This is a genomic window from Streptococcus saliviloxodontae (assembly GCF_016908655.1).
In the GTDB taxonomy this organism is placed as follows: Bacteria; Bacillota; Bacilli; order Lactobacillales; family Streptococcaceae; genus Streptococcus; species Streptococcus saliviloxodontae.
In genome coordinates, this window is record NZ_JAFBEI010000011.1 from 22,381 (window position 1) to 43,330 (window position 20,950).

Sequence of the window (20,950 nt, forward strand, 5' to 3'; positions counted from 1 at the left end):
AGAATAAACTCAAATAAGCTAGGACTAAGTCCTAGCTTATTTTTTAATTTGAGTAGTTACACTGCTTTAAACCTATCATAAAAGGTCCTCGTCATTTTTCATCACGAGAACCTAAAACATTGTTGTAATTAAACGTTTCCTGTCAACCAAGCGACGACGAAGAATATCGCAAAACCGAATAAGTAAGTCAATCCGATAATTGATAACCATTTCAACCAGCCAGTCACTTGATGTTTATCATTGTTAACAAGGCTATAGTTGAGGTAGGCAAAGAATGGTGTCGTGATAAATGATGCAATCATCGCAAAGCGAAGCATTGTCGCTACTTGACCAGCAAAAGCATAGACGATAACTAATCCTAACACTGAAGTCAATGTCATCCATACAGTTAGAGCCTTACCAGACGCTTCTTTTTGACCTCTCAATAAGCGGAGCGCTTCGTTGTTGGCGCGTGAATAACCATCAATAACTGTAATAACTGTTCCAAAAATACAGAGGAAGGCAATAAAAGTAATAAATGGTTTTGCCCAAGAACCAAATGCAGCCACATACATTGATACAAATTGAGCGATATAAGCCGCTGAAGCACTCTGAACCTGTTCACCATTACCATATTGAATCAAGGCACCTAGAGCTAAGAAGAAGAATGCTAAAATGGCAGTTCCTACATAACCAACGTTGAAATCAAACAAGGCATCTGCTTCATTAAATGAAACAGTTTTACGCTTTTCAACTGACCACAATGAGTTGATAGTAGAAATTTCAATAGGTGCTGGCATCCATCCCATGAGTGAAACAAGGAAAGGAAGCGCAGCCATTTGCCATGGAGAAGTTACCACGAAGTTTGGAGCATACTCACGGTGTTGGAACAAGGCGATGACAACCGCTCCTACTGTCGCAATCGTTAAGGCAGTCATGATCCACTTAGACAAACCATCTAAGAAACGGTAGCCTCCAATAAGAAGCATCCCCCAGATAATCACGATGATAATAGTTGTTAATTGAGCCGTATTGATGCTTAAACTATTAGGGAAGAAGTTAGCTACAATTGCAGCACATAAAATACCAACACCAGCAGTATTGACAATGGCTGAGAAGATATTTAAGACAAAATAAATAATCAGGTAAAATCTTCCCTTTTCTGCATAACCTTCGATAAGGTTTTTACCATTTTCGGCAGTGTACTGAGAACCGAATCGGAAAAACGGATACTTGAATAAATTGATTAATAGAACTAACAGAGCAAGTTGCCATCCGTAGATTGCACCTGCTTGCGTAGAGGATACGATGTGAGATCCTCCTACGGCTGCGGAAGCCATGAGAATACCAGGACCCATCGCCTTGAATTTTGTCTTCCAAGTCGATGTTGACTGAGGTTGAGTCATCTTAAAACACTCCTTTCAAACTTTCAATTTTCAGATTTTTCAAAAATTTTATGTTATTATTATACAATTTCAGACAATACTGTCAATACCACATACTTATGTAAACGTTTTAATTCCTCCCAAAATAAAAATAGCGATAGGGATTTCTTTTGAAAATATCATCGCTATTTTTTAGTCATATAGAAGTTACTCTCATGTCATATCAATCCAAAGAAAGGATCGCTTGATGAGTTAATTGTTGAAAGAAGGTCACAATTTTATTCCAAAGATTGGTTAAGAAGTTTCCTCCCTTTGTCAAGGCTTGAGTGGCGTTGAAATTAACATTGATATTTGAAAACGTCGAGCCTGCCTTAGAAACAATAGAGTCTTTCAATGACGTCAAGGTTTTCGTGAAATTGCTATCTTTAATGATAGAACTTTTTGAAAGGTTCAAGGCAAAGTTCACAATCAGAGTAATCTGATTGCTGGTCAACACATCCTTCAGTTGATAGTTATCGAGCGTTTCTTCAACGATGGTTTGGGCTTGATCTTGCGTCAAGCTACTTCCTTTATCAGCAACAGCTGCCTTAATGTCAGTCAAGGCGACGTTCAACTTATCAGCGTCATATCCTGTTTTACCTGTATTTTCAGCATTAATATCTGATAATGTTGATAACTCACTCTGAGCCAAAGATTTCGCTTCATCTGATACTGTTGCTCCGCTCTGCTCTAATGAATAGTAAATTCCAGCTAGAGCAGACTCCCCTGTAACTGCGATTGGGGAAGCTACTGTTATTTCGGCATGCTCAATACCCAATGTCACCGCAGCATTGCGATACATATCCTCGGTTACCTTGGTAATATTATTAGGAGTGACGATATTGACTGTTAGCACCTCTTTACTACCTAGTTTCTTTATCTTAACGGATGAGTACAATTGCAAGCTGCTATCATCAGCCACATTCATAATAGAGGCATAGTCTGAAGTATTAAGGATTTTGATCTGGGTATCCTGACTACTGTCGTAATGCAACAAATTAAGTGTTTCTGTTTGTTGATCACTTGATAAGGAATAGCCCAAAACGTAATCTGGCTGAACATAGGTTTCATCGATCACCTTTTGAACATCAGATGATGCAAAAACTCTGGTTGATAAGGCAAAGGAAGCAAGAAGAAGCATCCCAGCAATAACATACTTTTTCACTGTCATAAATTGTCCTTTCTAAAACAGATAAGTTTTATATCCTAACTGATCCTTTAGAAATCTCACTTCTATTATATCACGTTGCTATTAAAAACTCTTAGTCCAGACTATTTCTAACAAAACATCTCTCACGGCTCATCTGGATGGCCTTAAAGTCCTTATTCATGCAACTCCAAAGGAAGCCCATCAGGATCAAAAAAGAAGGTCATCTTCTCACCAGTAAAACTATCTTGACGAATAGGTTCTACTGGTATGTTCAACTCTTTTAATCTTGCAACATAATTTTCAATATGTTGCACTCTAAAAGCAAGATGCCTTAACCCACAGGCTTCTTGCGAATACTCCGGTCTGCCGATACGTTTCGGTGGAGCCTGATAAGCTGAATCAGTCAGTTTGTTTCCGAAAATCTCAAGCTCTAAATCGCCGCATCTTAGATCCAATTTGTAATCATGTCTGTCAGGACGGTGATTTTCTCTGATAACCTCAAATCCTAATTGATTCACATAAAAATCTCGTGATTTATCGTAATCAGACACAATAATAGCAACATGGTGAACTGCTTCTAATTTCATCTTTTTCCTCCTAAAGGAATAAGGCTGAGGGAACAACCTCAACCTTATTTCTGCTTACAAAACAATTTGATTATAACTTGTGTTAAAGGCTTTTGTGATATCTTCTGACGCTTGATCAAAATCAATTTCAGATTCAAAGGTTCCTTTAACAATCGTCCGTTGAGTTGCTTCAGCATCTGTACAAGTCACCAAGGTCACCTCTTTTTGACCAGGTGTGTCATCGATAACGGCAACAGCTGTCGGTTCAACAATCTCAACACTCGAAATGACATAGGTATAAATCTTATTTTTATCTGTCAAATAAATCTTCATCCCTGTCTTAGCACGATCCAGTGGTGAAAAGAGCATTGATGATGAACCCGTCAAACCAAAAACATGATGGCTAGCAAGAGCGTAGTTATTTTCGCCACCCATAACTTGCCCTTCTTTCATTGTCCCTGCGCCATAGGTCAACTCTGTATTTCCTAAACCTTTAAAGATAGGGAGATTGATCCCAACATCAGGAATAGCAATACCTCCCACAACTGGTAGCTGTTGGGCGTCCATTTGAGCAGACAGGACTGATTCCGTTGAAATAGACTTCACTTCATCAAAATTATAAGAAACATCTGCTGACTGATTCTTAGCAATCGTCTTCTTAGAAACATGGGAAACTTGATACTTATTTGTATTCCATGAGATTAAGGTATTTCGGATAGATTTGTTAAAGACCAAAGCTAAGCCAACTAAGATCAGTAGTACAAAAATACTTGTTCTAATAATATGACCAATTTTATTTGATTTTTTCATTTTTCTAAAAAGAACCTATTCATTGGATGTTTCAGATGCCTGGTTCTCGTCAATTCCATCTGATTCATTTTCGATTAGTGTAAAGGTCACAATTTTCGCCTCATCATCAAGACGCATCACCTTCACCCCTTGCGTTGCACGACCTGTTTGAGAAATGTTGGCAACGTCTGTTCGAATAATAACACCCGTATCAGTAATAACCATGATATCTTCGTCGCCTGATACAGTAACTAAACCAGCTAAATTTCCATTTTTAGAAGTGATATTAGCTGTTTTGATACCTTTACCGCCACGACCTTTTGTTGGGTATTCCGTAGCCGGTGTTTTCTTACCATAACCTTTCTCAGTCAGAATGAGAACTTCTTGGTCGTCTGAAATAGCTGATGCTCCGATAACCTCATCACCCTCACGAAGTGTAAGGCCTTTTACGCCGGTCGCGATACGGCTCATACTACGAACAACCGTCTCATTGAAACGCACGCTGTAGCCGTATTTAGTACCGATAATAATATCCTGCTCTCCTGAGGTAAGGATGACATTAATCAATTCGTCGCCCTCTTTCAGATTAACTGCTCTCAAACCGTTTTGGCGAATATTTTTAAACTCCGAGTCTCTTGTACGTTTGACAATCCCTTGACGTGTCACGAAGAAGAGATAAGACTCCTGCTCCTCTTGTGAATTGCCACTAATGATTGTTTGGATGGTTTCGCCTTCATCTAGTTTCAATAGATTAACCACAGGTAATCCCTTGGCAGTTCTACCATATTCAGGAATTTCATAGCCTTTCAAACGATAAACACGGCCTTTATTAGTCATGAAGTAGATTGGGTCATGAGTGCTTGTTGAAATCAACTCACGAACAAAGTCATCGTCATTGACACCAGTACCTTGTACCCCGCGTCCGCCACGTTTTTGGGCTCTAAATTCATCTTGAGCCAAACGCTTAATATAGCCCTTGTTAGAAAGTGTGATAACCACATTTTCTTCCTCAATCAAGTCTTCATCTTCAAGAGAAAGAACTTCACCAACCATAAGTTCTGTACGACGAGGATCGTTGTATTTACGTTTGATCTCATCAAGTTCTTCTTTGATAATCGCTACCACACGCTCTGGTTTAGCTAAAATATCAGCCAAATCTGCAATCAATTTAAGCAAGTCATCATACTCTGCTTGAATTTTATCGCGTTCCAAACCTGTCAAGCGACGAAGACGCATATCAAGGATAGCTTGACTTTGACGCTCTGATAGGTCAAAGCGTGACATCAATTCAGCCTGCGCTTCTGCATCTGTCTGACTACCACGGATAATCGCGATCACTTCATCCAAATGATCAAGTGCAATTAACAAGCCCTCCAAAATATGAGCGCGTGCTTCAGCTTTTTCTTTGTCAAAACGTGTACGACGGACGATAACTTCTTTTTGGTGAGCAATATAATTATCTAAAATTTGACGTAAGGATAGGATTTTAGGCACACCATTTTCAATAGCCAACATATTGAAACCAAAGTTAGTCTGTAAACTAGTCATTTTGAAAAGGTTATTTAAAATGACATTAGCTGAAGCATCACGACGTACTTCGATAACAAAACGGACACCTTCACGACTAGATTCATCACGAACAGCTGTGATACCTTCGATACGTTTTTCTTGGGCTAAACGAACAATATGTTCATGTACCTTGGTCTTATTGACCATGTAAGGGAATTCCGTCACCACAATACGTTCACGACCAGATTTGGTCATCTCAATCTCTGTACGGGCACGCAGAACGATTGATCCTTTACCGGTATCGTAAGCTCTATGAATACCTGATTTTCCCATAACCAGAGCCCCTGTTGGGAAATCTGGACCAGGCAGAACCTCCATCAAATCACGTGTAGTGACATCTGGATTTTCCATGACCAATTTGACAGCATCGATCGTTTCACCAAGATTATGTGGAGGGATATTGGTCGCCATACCAACCGCAATACCAGTTGCACCATTCACCAAGAGATTAGGAAAACGTGCTGGTAAAACCAAAGGCTCGCGTTCGCTACCATCATAGTTATCTTGAAAATCAACGGTGTTTTTATTGATATCACGAAGCATTTCAAGCGCAATTTTACTCATCCGAGCTTCAGTATAACGCTGAGCCGCTGCTCCGTCTCCATCCATAGATCCAAAGTTACCATGACCATCAACTAGCATGTGACGGTATGACCACCATTGTGCCATACGAACCATCGCTTCGTAAATTGATGAGTCACCATGAGGGTGATATTTACCCATGACATCCCCAGTGATACGGGCTGATTTTTTATGAGGCTTGTCTGGAGTCACACCTAATTCGTTCATTCCGTAGAGGATACGTCTATGAACCGGCTTCAAGCCATCTCGTACATCTGGAAGAGCACGAGCTACGATAACACTCATAGCATAATCGATGAAACTTGTCTTCATCTCACTAGTCAGATTAACGTCTACTAAATTTTTATCTTCCATTTTTTTCTCTTTCTAATCGAAGTTCAACATTTACATTATAGCATATCTTGTCTATTTTTTCACTATTTTACACAGTTTCTTAGTGACAAGTGTAACAAAACGTGCTAAAATAAGAATCGTATGGGCTAGTCCCAAAAAAAATTAAGGAGATGTTTAGACATGACTGCAACTAAACAACACAAAAAAGTTATCCTTGTCGGTGATGGTGCCGTAGGTTCATCTTACGCTTTCGCATTGGTTACTCAAGGAATCGCTCAAGAACTTGGTATCATTGAAATCCCTCAACTTCACGAAAAAGCTGTTGGTGATGCGCTTGACCTTAGCCACGCCCTAGCTTTCACTTCACCTAAAAAAATCTACGCTGCACAATACGCTGACTGTGCAGACGCTGATGTGGTCGTTATCACTGCTGGTGCTCCACAAAAACCAGGTGAAACTCGTCTTGACCTTGTTGGTAAAAACCTTGCAATCAACAAATCAATCGTTACTCAAGTTGTTGAATCAGGATTCAAAGGTATCTTCTTGGTTGCAGCTAACCCAGTTGACGTTTTGACTTACTCTACATGGAAATTCTCTGGTTTCCCTAAAGAACGCGTTATCGGTTCAGGTACTTCACTTGACTCAGCTCGTTTCCGTCAAGCTCTTGCAGAAAAACTTGACGTAGATGCTCGTTCAGTTCACGCTTACATCATGGGTGAACACGGTGACTCAGAATTTGCCGTTTGGTCACACGCTAACGTTGCCGGTGTTAACCTTGAAGACTACCTTAAAGACGTTAAAAACTTCAACGCTGAAGAACTTGTTGAGTTGTTCGAAGGTGTTCGTGACGCTGCTTACACAATCATCAACAAAAAAGGTGCAACTTACTACGGTATCGCAGTAGCTCTTGCTCGTATCACTAAAGCTATCCTTGATGATGAAAATGCAGTACTTCCACTTTCAGTATTCCAAGAAGGTCAATATGCTGGCGTTACTGATTGCTTCATCGGTCAACCAGCCGTTATCGGTGCGCACGGTATCGTTCGTCCAGTTAACATCCCATTGAACGAAGCTGAACAACAAAAAATGAAAGCTTCTGCTGATGAGTTGAAAGCTATCATCGACGAAGCTTGGAAAAACTCTGAATTCCAAGAAGCTTCAAAAAACTAATTTAGTTACTGAAGTTTATTACAGATAAAAGAACTCCTAGTCTAGAGACTGGGAGTTCTTTTTGGTTCGCTACTACTTTTGGTACAGGCCTGATGCCTCTATGAAATTAATAACAAAAATATCAATCCGCCACTACCTCCGCTTGTTAGGACAAAAAGAAAAAGGTAAGACTTTTGTCTAACCTTTTTACTATCTAATATCCTATTCAGCTGCGATTGCTGCTTTAGCGATGTAGCTAAGTGGTTGATTGAAGTGTGGCAAGAAGAACAAGTCGAGCAATGCCAAACGATCAATCGTCACTTTTTCTTGAATAGCCAGTGAGAACATGTGGATACCCATTGAGATATCTTCACGAGCTGCCATTTGCGCTCCTAAAACAACGCGTGTATCTTTATCGTAAACAATTTTAAGGGCGACATCAAAGTTACCGTGCTCCATGAAGCCTGCTTTTTGTTGATCAGTAATTTCAGTTGTTGCTGCATTGAAACCAAAGCGTTTTGCTTTTTCTTCAGTTAAACCAGTCGATACCATGTTAAGACCGAAGATTGAAATACCGTTTGAACCTTGAACGCCGAGTGATTCCACTGGATTACCTGCTGCATTGTGTCCTGCGACCATACCTGAACGAAGGGCATTTGACGCAAGAGCAATGTAGTTAACATCTTGAATTGAGTTGTCATAAACAGTCGCACAGTCACCGATTGCATAAACATCTTTGATTGATGTTTCTTGTTGTTTGTTAACAAGGAAGGCACCGTTGCGGAAAGTTTCCAATTGACCATTTCCAAGACCAGTATTTGGACGGAAACCAACAGCCAAGATAACCATATCGACATCACGTGTTGCTTTGTCAGTCACGATACGTTCAACTTTACCATCACCCTCGATGGCTTTAACAGTTTCACCAAATGCCAACTCAATACCGTTATCTTCCAAGTTTTGACGCATCATATCTGAAAGGTCACGATCGTAGTAACCAGCCAAACATGTGTCAACAACATCGATAAGTGTTACTTTTTTGTTCAAGCGTTTGAAGGCTTCTGCAAGCTCAACACCGATATAACCAGCACCGACAACAGCGATACGTTCAAGATTTTGTGTTTTATCTTGTAATTTTTCAATCACTTGCTCAGCATTTTGGAACAGTTTAACAAATTGAAGATTATCAAGAGTTGCTTCGAATTCACGACTACCCTCTTTAATAGCTGCACCTTCGATTGGAGGTAGGATTGGTGTTGATCCTGTCGCCAAGATAAGCTTTTCATAAGATTCTACATGTTCTTTGCCATCAACAAGTGCAGTAACAGTTTTTGCATCGTAATCGATAGCAGTTACTGGCGAGTTCATGTAAACTTTAGCACCTTTAGACTCAAGTAATTCTTTGTTAGCATAGAAAAGACCATCAGAGCCTGAGATCTGTTTTCCAATCCAAAGAGCCATTCCACATCCCAAGAAAGAGATATTTGAGTTTTGGTCAAAAACAACTACTTCGTTTTCTGAACCATAGTTATCAAGGATAGTATTAACACTTGATGTACCTGCGTGGTTTGCACCAACAACAACGATTTTAGACATAGTTATTCCAACTTTCAAATTTATTACCTCTCCATTATACCACAATGTAAAAACGCTTACAACAATTACGACTTATATTTGAAAAGTTTTCATTACGCTATCAATTGCAGTGCATCAGACTTACAGAAAATTTTTCATTAAGAATAATAAAAAGAGAATCGTATTGATTCTCTTTTTATAGTTATCAGTCAATTCTCGATAGTCGATAAATAACCAGGTTTAGCGGATAACACCGACACCGTTTGAATTGAAGTAAACACGCTTACCATTATAAATTTTCGTTGTATTGGTAGCCATACGTCCCCAGTTACCATCGAAATAACGGAGTGTGCCATCGCTTTCGACGATAAACTCATCTTTAGCTTGTGTGCCATCAGCGTGGAAGTATTGTTTAACATTATTGATAGTTTGGTAACCAGTAACTGCTACTCCAGTACTATTGAAATAGTACCATTTTCCAGTTTCTGCATTCTGAACGTATTTGTTTTTAGCAAGTTGTCCCCAGTTTGCATCGTAGTAACGGATTTTACCATCTGTTCCTGTTACAAACTCATCTTTAGCTTGTGTACCATCAGCATAGAAGTACAATGTCACACCGTTGATAACTTGTGTTCCTGTTACAGCTTTACCGTTAGTATCAAAGTAATACCATTTTTTAGTATCGTTATTTTGGATGAAACGATTCTTAACGGCACTACCGTTAGTGTAGTAGTAAGTTGCTCCATCTACAGTTACGAAACCACTCTTAACAAGAGAGCCAACACCTTTAGAGTTAAATGTGTATTTATTTCCATTTTCGTCAGTTAGTGTTGTGTTAACAGCCATTTCGCCTGATTTAGCGTCAAAGTAGTAAGTTGCACCGTTGATTGTGACAAATTGTCCTTTAACTTGTGTGCCATCTTCGTTGAAATAGAGAGTTTGGTCGTTGATAGTTTGAAGACCTGTTACTGCTTTGCCGTTAGTATCGAAGTAATACCAGTTGCCTGAAGCATCTGATGCAAATGAGCCTTTCACTGCTGCTCCTGAATCTGCTTGGAAGTAATATGTTGCACCATCAACCACAAGGAATTGTCCTTTAACTTGTGTGCCATCTTCGTTGAAGTAGAGCAACTGGCTATCAATTGTTTGAAGACCTGTTACTGCTGCTCCGTCAGCACCGAAGTACAACCAGTTGTGGTTTTCATCTTCGTTGAAGCGGTTGATATACATTTCACCTGAATCCACATCGAAGCTGTAGTGTTTACCATTGATTGTTGCAGGACCTGACTTGATTTGAGTACCGTCTTCGTTGAAGTAGAGGTGTTGACCGTTAATTGTTTGGAATCCAGTTACAGCTACCCCTTCTTCATTGAGGTAATACCAGTTACCTTTTGAATCTGTAGCAAAACGACCTGAAACAAGGTTTCCTGATTCTTTGTCAAAGTAGCGAATTAGGCCATCTTTACCAGCTACAGCATCACCTTTAACTTGGTAACCTTCAGCAGTGAAGTATTGAACGTTGCCGTCAATAGTTGTAAGACCTGTTGCCATAACGCCATTTGAGAAGTAACGCCATTTGTCTTCGAAAAGGGTGTATCCTGATGATGTGTATTGTTTACCTGTCTTATCAAAGTAGTAAGCATTTCCTTCTTCGTCAGTGTAAACACCATCACGAAGTGCTTTGCCGTTTTCAGCGAAGTAGTAAACAGTGTTATCAATAGTTTGGAGACCTGTTACCATGTAACCTTCACCATCGAAGTAGTAAAGATCACCTTCATCTGTAACGAATGCATTGTGTGCTACTGCTCCACTCAATGTTGTGTATTTGTATCCTGTTCCATCATAACTGAAGCCGATTTCGCTTGATTTACCAGACAATTGATCTGGAAGGTAAGCTTTGTCTGCTGATGTTGAGAAGTATGATCCAGCACCATCGCTAAGAACATAACCTGCACCACGTCCAAGGATGTTAGTTCCGTTGAAGTATTTAGCAGACCATTCTTTAATCAATTCGCTAGCATCAATTGTTTCACCAGTTGAAACCATGATTTCTTGGAAGATTGCTGGGTATTTCTCTTGCAACATCGCAAGGAATTCACCACCATATTTAGCTTGGAAGTCAGTTCCAGATGACTTGCTGTTTGCAACATAGCGAGTGTTGTTGATTTCTGCACCTGGAGTTGTTACACCGTAGCTGTTTACACGTGTTGCTGTAACAACTTCTTTTCCTGGCAATTGATAGATTTGGTCCGGAACCCAGTCAGCGATAACTTGGATACCAACAGAGTGAAGAGCTTTAAGGGCATTTTGAAGATCTTCTGATGAACCGTATTTGTTGTTCTTACTCATAGCCAAATCGTAACGGTCTGTGAAGGCGTAACCATTTTGGATGATTGAATCCAAGAAAGTACCATCAGTCGCAGATACGAATTGAGGTGCCAATTCAAATGATGTGATTCCCCACTCTTTGAAGAGGTCAACATTTTGAGCAATCACTTTATTTGTGTATTGTGACTCATCTTTAACGAAATCTTGGAAGTTAGAGAAGCCTTCGTAGATCAATTGTGAATCGTAAGCTTCTGTTGTAACGTTAGTCTTGCTACCTTCTGGTTTTTCTTCTGTTGAAGCTGCGACACGGATATCTTGAGTATCTGTTGCACCAACTGGTACCCATACTGCTACGAAACCATTCATATCTACAGTTTCATAACCGTGAATATCATTTGCGCCAAATGTCAAGACACCATTAGCATCAGTATATTTAACATATGAAGCTGCTTCTTCATCGCTAGCGAATGTTTTAATTCCATCAACAGTACCAAGAATCAATGGACGGTATGCTTGGTTTGCGTGGATTTGACCCATTTCAACACGAAGACTTGCTGACTCGTGAAGTGATAATTTAGGGTTGTTTGATACGATTGTCACCATACCTGATGTACGGCTGTATTCTGAACCTTCTGTGTCATCAGCAGTCATGATGTCTTTACCATAACGAACAGATGTCAATACCTCTGTTGAAGCATAAAGATCAGATGGGTTAGCTGCTGCATAAGCTGCAATTGATGAATCACCTGCTAACCAGTTACTACGCATTGCTTGACCACCAGATACATATTTGTAACGGTTTTTCATGAGTGTTGTGATGGCATCATAGTATGGAGATTTAGTTTCCATGTACTGACCGTTATCAGTATAGAGGTCACCATAGTACACACGAGTGATTGATTCCATGTTTGAAAGCATGATAGCATAAGCTGCTGGAATGTTGTAAAGTGTGTATTTCTTCTCAACACTGTTCATGTCTTCGTTATAGATCTTGAAGGCTTGTTCAAGTTCTTCCAAGGTAAATGTGTAACCGTCTGTTTCAGGGTTGATTTGCTCTTGGATGATTTTAGCGATGAAATCTTGCACTTGGTTATCGTGGGCACGGATGAAGACATATGTTGGATCAACATCACCGTACTCAGTGTTTAATTTACCTACTGTAGAGTAGAGTGTATTTCCTTCAGCATCTTTAGCTACAGTACCGTCTGAGTTGATTTGCTCAGTCTTGATTTCTTCGTTTGTTTCGTTGAAAGTGTTGTTGTAGATTGGGCTAACTGCTACAGTACGCTCTGATTTTGGTTTAGTCAATGAGTAAAGCAAGGCAAGACGTGTTTTATTCTCCATTGCAAGACCAGCACCATTATTTTGAGCGTTGTAGTGGTTATCATTGTAACCCCATGCTTCAAGAATTGAGATGTGGGCAAGTGCTTTTGCTTCACTTTCGTTCACACCATAAACCTCTTCGAGGAATTTAGTGTAAAGTTGAAGCATATCAGCATCCACGTTATCTACCGCGTCAACACGGATACCGTCAAAGTTAGCTTGATCGTCACCTTTAACGATTGTACCCCAGTTCATGAGGTAGTATAGTTGGTTAAGTTGCTCTGCTTGAACAACTGGGTTAGATGTATCAACGTCATTGGCAAGCAAGAAGTCATAGCCACTGATATCTGTTGGATCAGATGCTTTATCTAGGACTGCAGGGTTGATTGTACCAGTTTGGTTAGCTACTGTACGGTTAAGTAAACGGTAAGCTGAGTTTGCCCAGGCAGTATTATCATTGTTTACATAAAGAAGTGCTCCACCTTGTAAGTGGTCTTTATTTTTGATTTCTGATGTGATATTCCATTGATCTTGAGTTGTTACAAATGAGTTAATCACATTACGTAGCCATTCTGTGCTTTGACGAGCGACGATTTCTTGCTCGATTTTCACTTGAATAGCTTGAACAGCTGCAGTCAAGCTAACTGTTTTTGATTCACCTGTGTAAGTTGTTGTATCAGTAATACCCAACTCTTTGTTCATGTAGTTAACATAGTTAGCTTGAGTTGTTGTGTCAGGCCACCATGCCATCAAGATAGGACGGAAATCGCTGTCTGTTGAAGCAACCCATTCTTTACCATCTTTCAAAATTGATGTTGGACGGTACCAGCTGTCAGCTGTCAAGTAGTTATCAACTACTTCAAAGCTACTTGCTGTTGCATCGTAAGCTCTATTATTTTCAGTATAAGCAGTTTTGTTTGTGCTATCTGAAAGTTTGATAGTGCTTGCAGTGTCAGTGATGAGGGCACCTGTTTTTGAATCAAAGTGCAGAGTAACATCGCCAACTGTCACGGTCAAATTCTTAACAACTTGACCAAGTTCATCATAGTAATAGTATGAACCATCTACGAGTTTAACATTTGAAAGACTTGCGATTGCTGATGCTGTATCAGTAATTGTAGCAGTTTCTTCTTTAGCCACTGTAGTCGCTTCGGTTGCAGTCGTTGTTACTGTTTCTTCTGCTTCAGTTGTTGCTGATGTTTCAGAGACAGTTGTTGTGTTAGCTTCTGACGTAGCAGCCTCAGATGTTGCAACTTCTGAGGTAGTAGCTTCAGAGGTCGTTGCTTGGCTTGTTTCTGAAACGGTAGCTTCAGCAGCTACTGTTGTTTCAGCAGTAGTTACTTCGCTCGTTTGAGCTGAACTTTCAGCGACTTCAGTTGTTGTTGAAGTTGTTGCCGGTTCTGTCGTAGGGCTAACTTGCTCATCAGCTGATGCTGAGCTGATGAAACCTGAAGATAGGACAGCTGCTGTTGTAACGGCAACTGTTACCCATCTTTTCTTAACTTTGCGCATTTTAAAATGAATCTTGTTCTCCATTTTTAATCCCTCTCTTAAATAAATGTTCGCACTATTATAACTCTTTCATCCTATAAAAATCAAGTAGTTACAAAAATTAATTTTTTTATAATCGAATAAAGTATTTGTCCGTTCGACTATCGATGCTATTTTTATAGTTAATAATACAAAACTCTGTCTAAAATAACTTTTTTGCGTATTTGCAAAGTCTTTTATATACTAAGTTCCGATAGGTCCTCTATAGAACAGCCGATCGACTTTGCATTAAAATGAAAGACAATTACTCAATCATTTTATAAGCAAGTCTTAATAAATATAGGTTGCTACTCCGTAGCTATCCACACGTAATAAATGACCGTTATATGAAATACGAGTATTTCTCACCATCTGACCCCAACTTGACTCAAAGTAGTACAATTTACCATTAATCGTCACAAGTTCGCCTTTGGCTTGGACACCATTGCTATAGAAATATTGTTTAACACCGTTGATCGTTTGGAAACCTGTTACAGCACGACCGTCTGAACCAAAATAGTACCACTTGCCGGTAGATGTATTTTGGATGTATTGGTTAGTCGCCATAGCTGCCCATTTATTATCAAAATAGTATAGGCTACCATTAATCGTCACAAATTCGTTTTTAGCTTGTGCACCATTGCTATAGAAATACTGTTTAACGCCGTTAATCGTTTGGAAACCTGTTACAGCACGACCGTCTGAACCAAAATAGTACCACTTGCCGGTAGATGTGTTTTGGATGTATTGGTTTTTAACAGCTACATTGTTGCTATAGTAGTAAACTGAACCGTTAGTATCTGTCACAAAACCATTACGGTTACTTGTGCCAATACCTTGTGCATCGAAACGATAGAGCGTCCCACCGATGACAAGGGAAGTGCTTACCACCATTGAACCTGAGTTAGCATCAAAGTAACGGACATTACCTGAGCTATCTGTGACCAAGCGACCTTTAACCTGCTTACCAGTTTCATCAAAGTAAAGAGTTTGACCATAGACAGTTTGAAGACCGGTCACAGCTTTACCATCCTTGCCAAAGAAATACCATGCACTTGCTGTATAATCCCAGGCGAAACGATTTACAGCCATCTCTCCTGAATTCATATCAAAGTAATAACGGCTACCATCAATAGTAACAACTTGCCCTTTAACTTGTTTACCAGTTTCATCAAAGTAAAGAGTTTGACCATAGACAGTTTGAAGACCGGTCACAATCACACCGTCTTTGTCAGCAAAGTACCAGTTACCTTGTCTGTCCATGATGAATTGGTTGAAGACTTGATTACCTGAATCACGATCAAAGTAACGCTTAACAGCATTTTCAGTTACAAAGGCACCTTTAACTTGTTTACCATCCACTGTAAAGTATTGGACATTTCCAGAGATTGTTTGAAGACCTGTTGCCATTACTCCGTTATTGAAATAATACCAACGATTATTGATTTGTTTATAACCAGTTCCTGTTACTTGCTTACCTGTTTCATCAAAATAGTAAGACTGACCGTTTTCGTCTGTGAAAATACCATCTTTGAGCTGCTTACCATTTGACAAGAAATAATAAACAGTTCCATCGATTGTCACTAATCCTGTCACCATGTGACCTTTACCGTCAAAGTAGTAGGCATCGCCATCAATACTGATAAACTGCTTCTTAGCTGTTTGACCAGAAGCTAATTTATAAGTGTAGCCAACACCGTCAAAGGTAAGACCTGAAATCGAACCGTTACTGAACAACTCTGTTGGCAAGTTAAGATTGTCACGTGACAAGTTGAGGTAGCCAGCCGCATCACTTAGGACATAACCTGTACCACGTCCAAGGATGTTAGTTCCGTTGAAGTATTTGGCTGACCATTGAGTGATTTTAGTAGTTGGATCAATCGCTTTTCCAGTAGAAATTTGTTTTACTGTGAAGAGTTCCGGATATTTCTCTTGAAGCTCATCTAAGAAAGCACCACCGTAAACTGATTGCAAGTCGCTACCGCTTGATTTTGTATTAGCGACATAAACTTGACCATTGATACCTGAAGCTGATAGGTAGTCCCCGTAGATATTTACACGTTTAACTGCTACTGCTTCCTTACCTGGCAAATCGTAAATTTGGTCTGGAACCCAGTCGACAAGCACTTTGATACCAACTGAGTGCAATGCTTTCAAAGCTCCTACTAGGTCTTGTGCAGAACCATATTTATTGTTTTGACTAATTCCCAAATCGTATCGATCTGTAAAGGCATAACCATTTTGGATGATAGAGTCTAGGAAGGTACCGTCAGTTGCAGAAACGTACTGAGGTGCCATTTCAAAATCAGTGATTCCCCACTTAACGTATTGATCAACATTTTTGGCAATCACTTTATTGGTGTACTGCTCGTCTGTTTTCACGAAGTCTTGGAAGTTTGAGAACCCTTCAAAGATAAGGTGTGAATCAAGGGCGGCATTTGAGTGGTATTGTTGACCGTCATTTGTCTTAGTAGTGCTTGCTTCAACACGGATGTCTTGTGTTGCCTTAGCACCTACTGGTACCCAAACAGCTAGATAACCTGATACCTGAGCATTTGAGTATCCTTTGATGTCAGCAGACGTGAATGTCAAATTACCACTTGAGTCAACTGTCTTATAGATTGTTGTATCGCTATCATTAAGGTAGGTTGCGATTCCTGTACTTGTTGACAATAAAAGCGGGCGGTATTTTTGACCAGCATGGATTTTACCAACATTGACTTGTAGGCTAGTACGTGATGACATTTGAAGGTTTGGATCATTTGAAATCACGGTAACCATACCAGATGTTTTAGACAAGGCTGTTCCACTAGTGTCTGAAGCCGTCATAATATCCTGACCATAGCGAACAGATGTCAAGATTTCACTTGTTTTACCCCAAGTTGGTGTGGCAACGTCTGTTACCTGCATGCTTTGACCACCAGATGCATAACGGATACGAGCTTGAAGCAAGGTATCAATCGCATTGAAGTATGGTGATTTTGTTTCCATGTACTGACCATTGTCAGTATAAAGGTCTCCATAGTAAACACGTGGAACAGTGTCTTTGTTTGACAACAAAAGCGCATATGCTGAAGGAATATTGTAGTGAGTATATTTCTTCGTCGTGCTATTCATGTCATCATTGTAGATCTTGAAGGCTTTTTCAAGTTCATCCAAAGTAAATGTGTAACCATCCGTTGCTGAATTAATCTCTGATGAGATGATGTTAGCAATAATTGTCTGTACTTCACTGTCGTGTGCACGAACAAAAGCATAGTTTGCTTGAGATGTGTTATAGGTACTGTTACTTGAGCGATCTACTAGTTCACTCTTAATAAGGTTACGAAGTGAATAACGATATGAACGTGTTAGGGTATTAAGCATTGAGATACGGAAACTATCATCCATATTCAAATGCTCACCACCATTGTCTTTAGTGTACTTAGGATCGTTGTGACTCCACGCTTCCAAGATAGACAAGTGAGCGTTGTTTTTAGCATCACTTTCGTCAGTGCCATACATAGCTTGGTAAAGATCTGCAGCAATCTGCAAAAGATCCGCATCCACGTTGTCAACAGCATCGATACGAACACCGTCGAAGTTTGCATCTGGATCGTTAGCGAAGATGCTACCAAAATTCATCAAATAGTAAAGTTGGTTCAACTGCTCTGCTTGAACAACTGGATTTGAGTTATCTACGTCATTGGCAAGAAGATACTCTGAACCACCAATTGAATTATCTATAAAGTACTTACGAGTCCCTGTTTGATTGGTTGGCGTGCGGCTAATCAAACGATAGTCTGAATCTGCCCAAGGTGTCTTATCGCTATTAACGTATTCAAAGGCTCCACCTTGCAAATGATCACCTGTACGGTACTCAGAACTTTGGTTCCATTGAGATTGCGTAGCGACAAAAGCTTTCATGGTCTCTCTTAGCCATTCTGTGCTTGCTTGTGCGGTGATTTTTTGTTCAATCTTCGCTTGGATTGTTTGAGTAGCTGTTGTGAGCACTTGAGTTGATGAACTTGTTGAAACTGTTCCAGAAATACCTAACTCTTTATTCATGTAATTGACATAATTAACTTGAGTTGTTGTATCAGGCCACCATGACATCAAAACTGGTCGGAAATCTGTTTCGCTTGATACTGTCCATGTTTTTCCATCTTCTAGAATATATTTTGGACGATACCAGCTATCAGCTGTCAAATAATTATCAACGGTTTCAAAACTCTTAGCAGTATTATCATAGGCTTGATTATAGCTGTTGTAATCTTGATTTTGATTATTTTCTGAAACGATACTTTTAGCAGTTGTGTCTGTGTAAGCCCCTGTTTCTGCATCGAAATAAAGGTCAACACCATTTACATTGACACTAATGTTTTTAACGATATTTCCTGCTTCATCATAGTAATAATAACTATCACCAGATTTTTTGATATTTGACCTACTACTTAAGGCAGATGAAATCTCTTCTGCTGTAGGTTCCGAGACAGTAGTAACGATTTCAGAAACAACCTCTGTCGTCGCTGTATCTTCGGTAGTTTCTTCACTTTCGGTAGCTGGTGTAGTAGCTACATCTGCTAGAAGACTTGTTCCTACTGTATCTGTTGTTTCATCTGTCGTTGACTCCTCTGTCTGAGCAACTGCTTCTGAAGTCACTTCATCGGTACTAGTGCTAACAGTTGTTGTACTTGTCAAATCACTATTAGTAGCTGGTGTTAGATCATCTGCTTGTACTGATGATATCCCTGAAACGAGCGACATTCCTGCAACCGAAGTAATAGCTACAGTTAGCCACTTTTTCTTGACTTTCCGCATTTTATAACGCATTTTAATTTCCATTTACTTCTCCCCATATAAAATGTTAACCACATTATAACTAAAAAAATACTTAATATGCAAATGCGTTAATTTTCTCACTTACATCTAATCGAAAATAAAACTAAAAACCCAAAAAACGTTGATATACCAACATTTATAGGGTTCATTTATTTTTTAAAAGAGGTGTTAATACAATATAAGATTAAAAAACTTAGCGTGTTTACGGTTACAAGCTAATGCGATCGGCATTTTTTATGCATATAAGAGAAGTTGCAACGCCCTTTTAATGCATAAAAAGAAGCCTGAATATATCATGTTTAGGCTTCTTTTTTAGAATATTAAAAAGTTAGATAATTTTCCAAGTCAGATAAAGCGCGCTCTGCGATTGCTTCATAACGTAGTTTCTTATCGCGGATACGTGGTCCTTCCAATTCCTTGATAATACCGAAATTGACATTCATTGGTTGGAAATGTTTACTCTCTGCATGCGTTACGTAGTAAGGTAGGCTTCCGATTGCTGTTGTATGAGGGAAGACCACCTCTTCTTCTCCCTTGAAGAGACGAGCAGCATTGATACCAGCAACAAGACCTGAAGCTGCTGACTCAACATACCCCTCTACACCTGTCATCTGTCCAGCGAAGAAAAGATTCTTGTTAGCGCGTGATTGGAAGGTCTGGGTCAAAAGATTCGGTGAGTCCATATAAGAGTTACGGTGCATCACACCATAGCGTACAAACTCTGCATTTTCAAGACCTGGGATCATCTGAAAGACGCGTTTTTGCTCACCCCACTTGAGATGAGTTTGGAAACCAACGATATTGTAGAGACTTCCTGCAGCATTATCTTGGCGAAGTTGAACAACGGCGTAGGGTGTTTTAAAGTCTCCATCACGTGGTCCCTCATAGTCGTCTGGGTATTCCAAACCAACAGGCTTCATCGGACCATAAAGCATGGTTTTAATACCACGCTTAGCCATGACTTCAATTGGCATACAACCTTCAAAATATTTCTCTTTTTCAAAGGAATTAAGCGGTGCTTCTTCTGCTGTTGTCAATGCTTCATGGAAAGCCATGAACTCTTCTTTAGTCATCGGACAGTTGAGGTAAGCAGCTTCGCCTTTGTCATAGCGAGACTTGAGATAGACCTTAGTCATATCAATGGTTGATTTATCAATAATCGGAGCTGCCGCATCATAGAAGTAGAACCCGTCGCCACCATTCAAAGCGTGAATCTTCTCAGCTAGGGCATCCGATGTCAAAGGACCAGTCGCAATAACGGTGATCGCATCATTAGGAATCTCGGTGATTTCTCCTCGGATAATCTCAACTAAAGGATTGTTTTCGAGTTCAGCTGTAACGGCTTCTGCGTAACCTTCACGATCCACTGCCATTGCTCCACCAGCTGGAACTCTATGCGCTTCACCATTTCGCATGATAATGGAATCCAAACGACGCATTTCTTCTTTAAGCAAACCGACAGCATTGGTTAAACTGTCCCCACGAAAAGAATTCGAACAAACCAACTCTGCAAAGTTGCTTGTTTTGTGTTGAGGGGTTGATTTAACACCACGCATCTCGTAGAGTTTAACAGGAATGCCACGCTTGGCAATTTGGTAGGCTGCTTCGGAACCAGCTAAACCAGCACCGATAACATTAATATAAGATTGAGACAAGACTAATACCTCTTTGGGAGTGAGTTGACACTGTCAACTAGACCCTCAAATCTTTCTAAATAATTTTAATAAAATAGCTATAGAGACTATTATAACAAATAGTAGGGCCAAAAGCTAATTTATTACCAAAACGTCACGACAAAAATATTTTTTGTTTGCATAAACGTAAAAACATAA

The 20,950-nt window shown here is 39.7% G+C and carries 10 protein-coding genes; 1 reads left to right on the forward strand and 9 read right to left on the reverse strand.

Annotated elements, in window-relative coordinates; all coding sequences use genetic code 11:
- Positions 1–128 precede the first annotated feature (128 nt).
- The 5 genes from JOC31_RS03470 to gyrA all read right to left on the reverse strand — a co-directional run bounded on the left by JOC31_RS03470 (position 129) and on the right by gyrA (position 6,413).
- A complete protein-coding gene (locus JOC31_RS03470; RefSeq protein ID WP_205016793.1) occupies positions 129–1,385 on the reverse strand; it encodes an NRAMP family divalent metal transporter in 1,257 nt (418 codons plus the stop codon).
- Positions 1,386–1,587: 202 nt separating this feature from the next.
- Entirely contained in the window at positions 1,588–2,574 is a 987-nt protein-coding gene (locus JOC31_RS03475; protein WP_205016794.1) for a DUF1002 domain-containing protein, read from the reverse strand.
- 152 nt (positions 2,575–2,726) lie between these two features.
- Positions 2,727–3,140, reverse strand: a complete 414-nt coding sequence (gloA2, locus tag JOC31_RS03480; protein WP_205016795.1) for an SMU1112c/YaeR family gloxylase I-like metalloprotein — start codon at positions 3,138–3,140, stop codon at positions 2,727–2,729.
- Positions 3,141–3,194: 54 nt separating this feature from the next.
- Positions 3,195–3,929 carry a class A sortase gene (locus JOC31_RS03485; RefSeq protein WP_205016796.1) on the reverse strand — a complete coding sequence of 245 codons (735 nt, stop codon included), beginning with the start codon at positions 3,927–3,929 and terminating at the stop codon, positions 3,195–3,197.
- 15 nt (positions 3,930–3,944) lie between these two features.
- The gene (gene gyrA, locus JOC31_RS03490) at positions 3,945–6,413 is read right to left on the reverse strand and encodes a DNA gyrase subunit A (RefSeq protein WP_205016797.1); all 2,469 of its coding nucleotides are present in this window, start codon (positions 6,411–6,413) and stop codon (positions 3,945–3,947) included.
- A 159-nt stretch (positions 6,414–6,572) separates the two neighbouring features.
- Between gyrA and JOC31_RS03495 the strand changes: the two genes are divergently transcribed.
- Complete coding sequence (locus JOC31_RS03495; protein WP_205016798.1) at positions 6,573–7,562, forward strand: L-lactate dehydrogenase; 990 nt, start codon at positions 6,573–6,575, stop codon at positions 7,560–7,562.
- A 201-nt stretch (positions 7,563–7,763) separates the two neighbouring features.
- Here JOC31_RS03495 and nox read toward each other — a convergent pair whose 3' ends face one another.
- The 4 genes from nox to trmFO form a co-directional block, all read right to left on the reverse strand.
- Positions 7,764–9,137 (reverse strand): H2O-forming NADH oxidase, encoded by a 1,374-nt coding sequence (gene nox / locus JOC31_RS03500; protein ID WP_205016799.1) that lies wholly within the window; start codon positions 9,135–9,137, stop codon positions 7,764–7,766.
- A gap of 219 nt (positions 9,138–9,356) precedes the next feature.
- A complete protein-coding gene (locus JOC31_RS03505; RefSeq protein WP_205016800.1) occupies positions 9,357–14,303 on the reverse strand; it encodes a glycoside hydrolase family 70 protein in 4,947 nt (1,648 codons plus the stop codon).
- A 285-nt stretch (positions 14,304–14,588) separates the two neighbouring features.
- Positions 14,589–19,121, reverse strand: a complete 4,533-nt coding sequence (locus JOC31_RS03510; RefSeq protein WP_205016801.1) for a glycoside hydrolase family 70 protein — start codon at positions 19,119–19,121, stop codon at positions 14,589–14,591.
- Between the two features lie 317 nt (positions 19,122–19,438).
- Entirely contained in the window at positions 19,439–20,773 is a 1,335-nt protein-coding gene (gene trmFO, locus JOC31_RS03515; RefSeq protein WP_205016802.1) for a methylenetetrahydrofolate--tRNA-(uracil(54)-C(5))-methyltransferase (FADH(2)-oxidizing) TrmFO, read from the reverse strand.
- Positions 20,774–20,950: the final 177 nt, after the last annotated feature.

Coding starts and splice junctions, on each gene's coding strand:
- nox (WP_205016799.1), bottom strand. CDS start 9,137: ATGTCTAAAATCGTTGTTGTTGGTGCAAACCACGCAGGTACATCAAGT.
- JOC31_RS03510 (WP_205016801.1), bottom strand. CDS start 19,121: ATGGAAATTAAAATGCGTTATAAAATGCGGAAAGTCAAGAAAAAGTGG.
- JOC31_RS03470 (WP_205016793.1), bottom strand. CDS start 1,385: ATGACTCAACCTCAGTCAACATCGACTTGGAAGACAAAATTCAAGGCG.
- JOC31_RS03475 (WP_205016794.1), bottom strand. CDS start 2,574: ATGACAGTGAAAAAGTATGTTATTGCTGGGATGCTTCTTCTTGCTTCC.
- gyrA (WP_205016797.1), bottom strand. CDS start 6,413: ATGGAAGATAAAAATTTAGTAGACGTTAATCTGACTAGTGAGATGAAG.
- JOC31_RS03505 (WP_205016800.1), bottom strand. CDS start 14,303: ATGGAGAACAAGATTCATTTTAAAATGCGCAAAGTTAAGAAAAGATGG.
- JOC31_RS03495 (WP_205016798.1), top strand. CDS start 6,573: ATGACTGCAACTAAACAACACAAAAAAGTTATCCTTGTCGGTGATGGT.
- gloA2 (WP_205016795.1), bottom strand. CDS start 3,140: ATGAAATTAGAAGCAGTTCACCATGTTGCTATTATTGTGTCTGATTAC.
- JOC31_RS03485 (WP_205016796.1), bottom strand. CDS start 3,929: ATGAAAAAATCAAATAAAATTGGTCATATTATTAGAACAAGTATTTTT.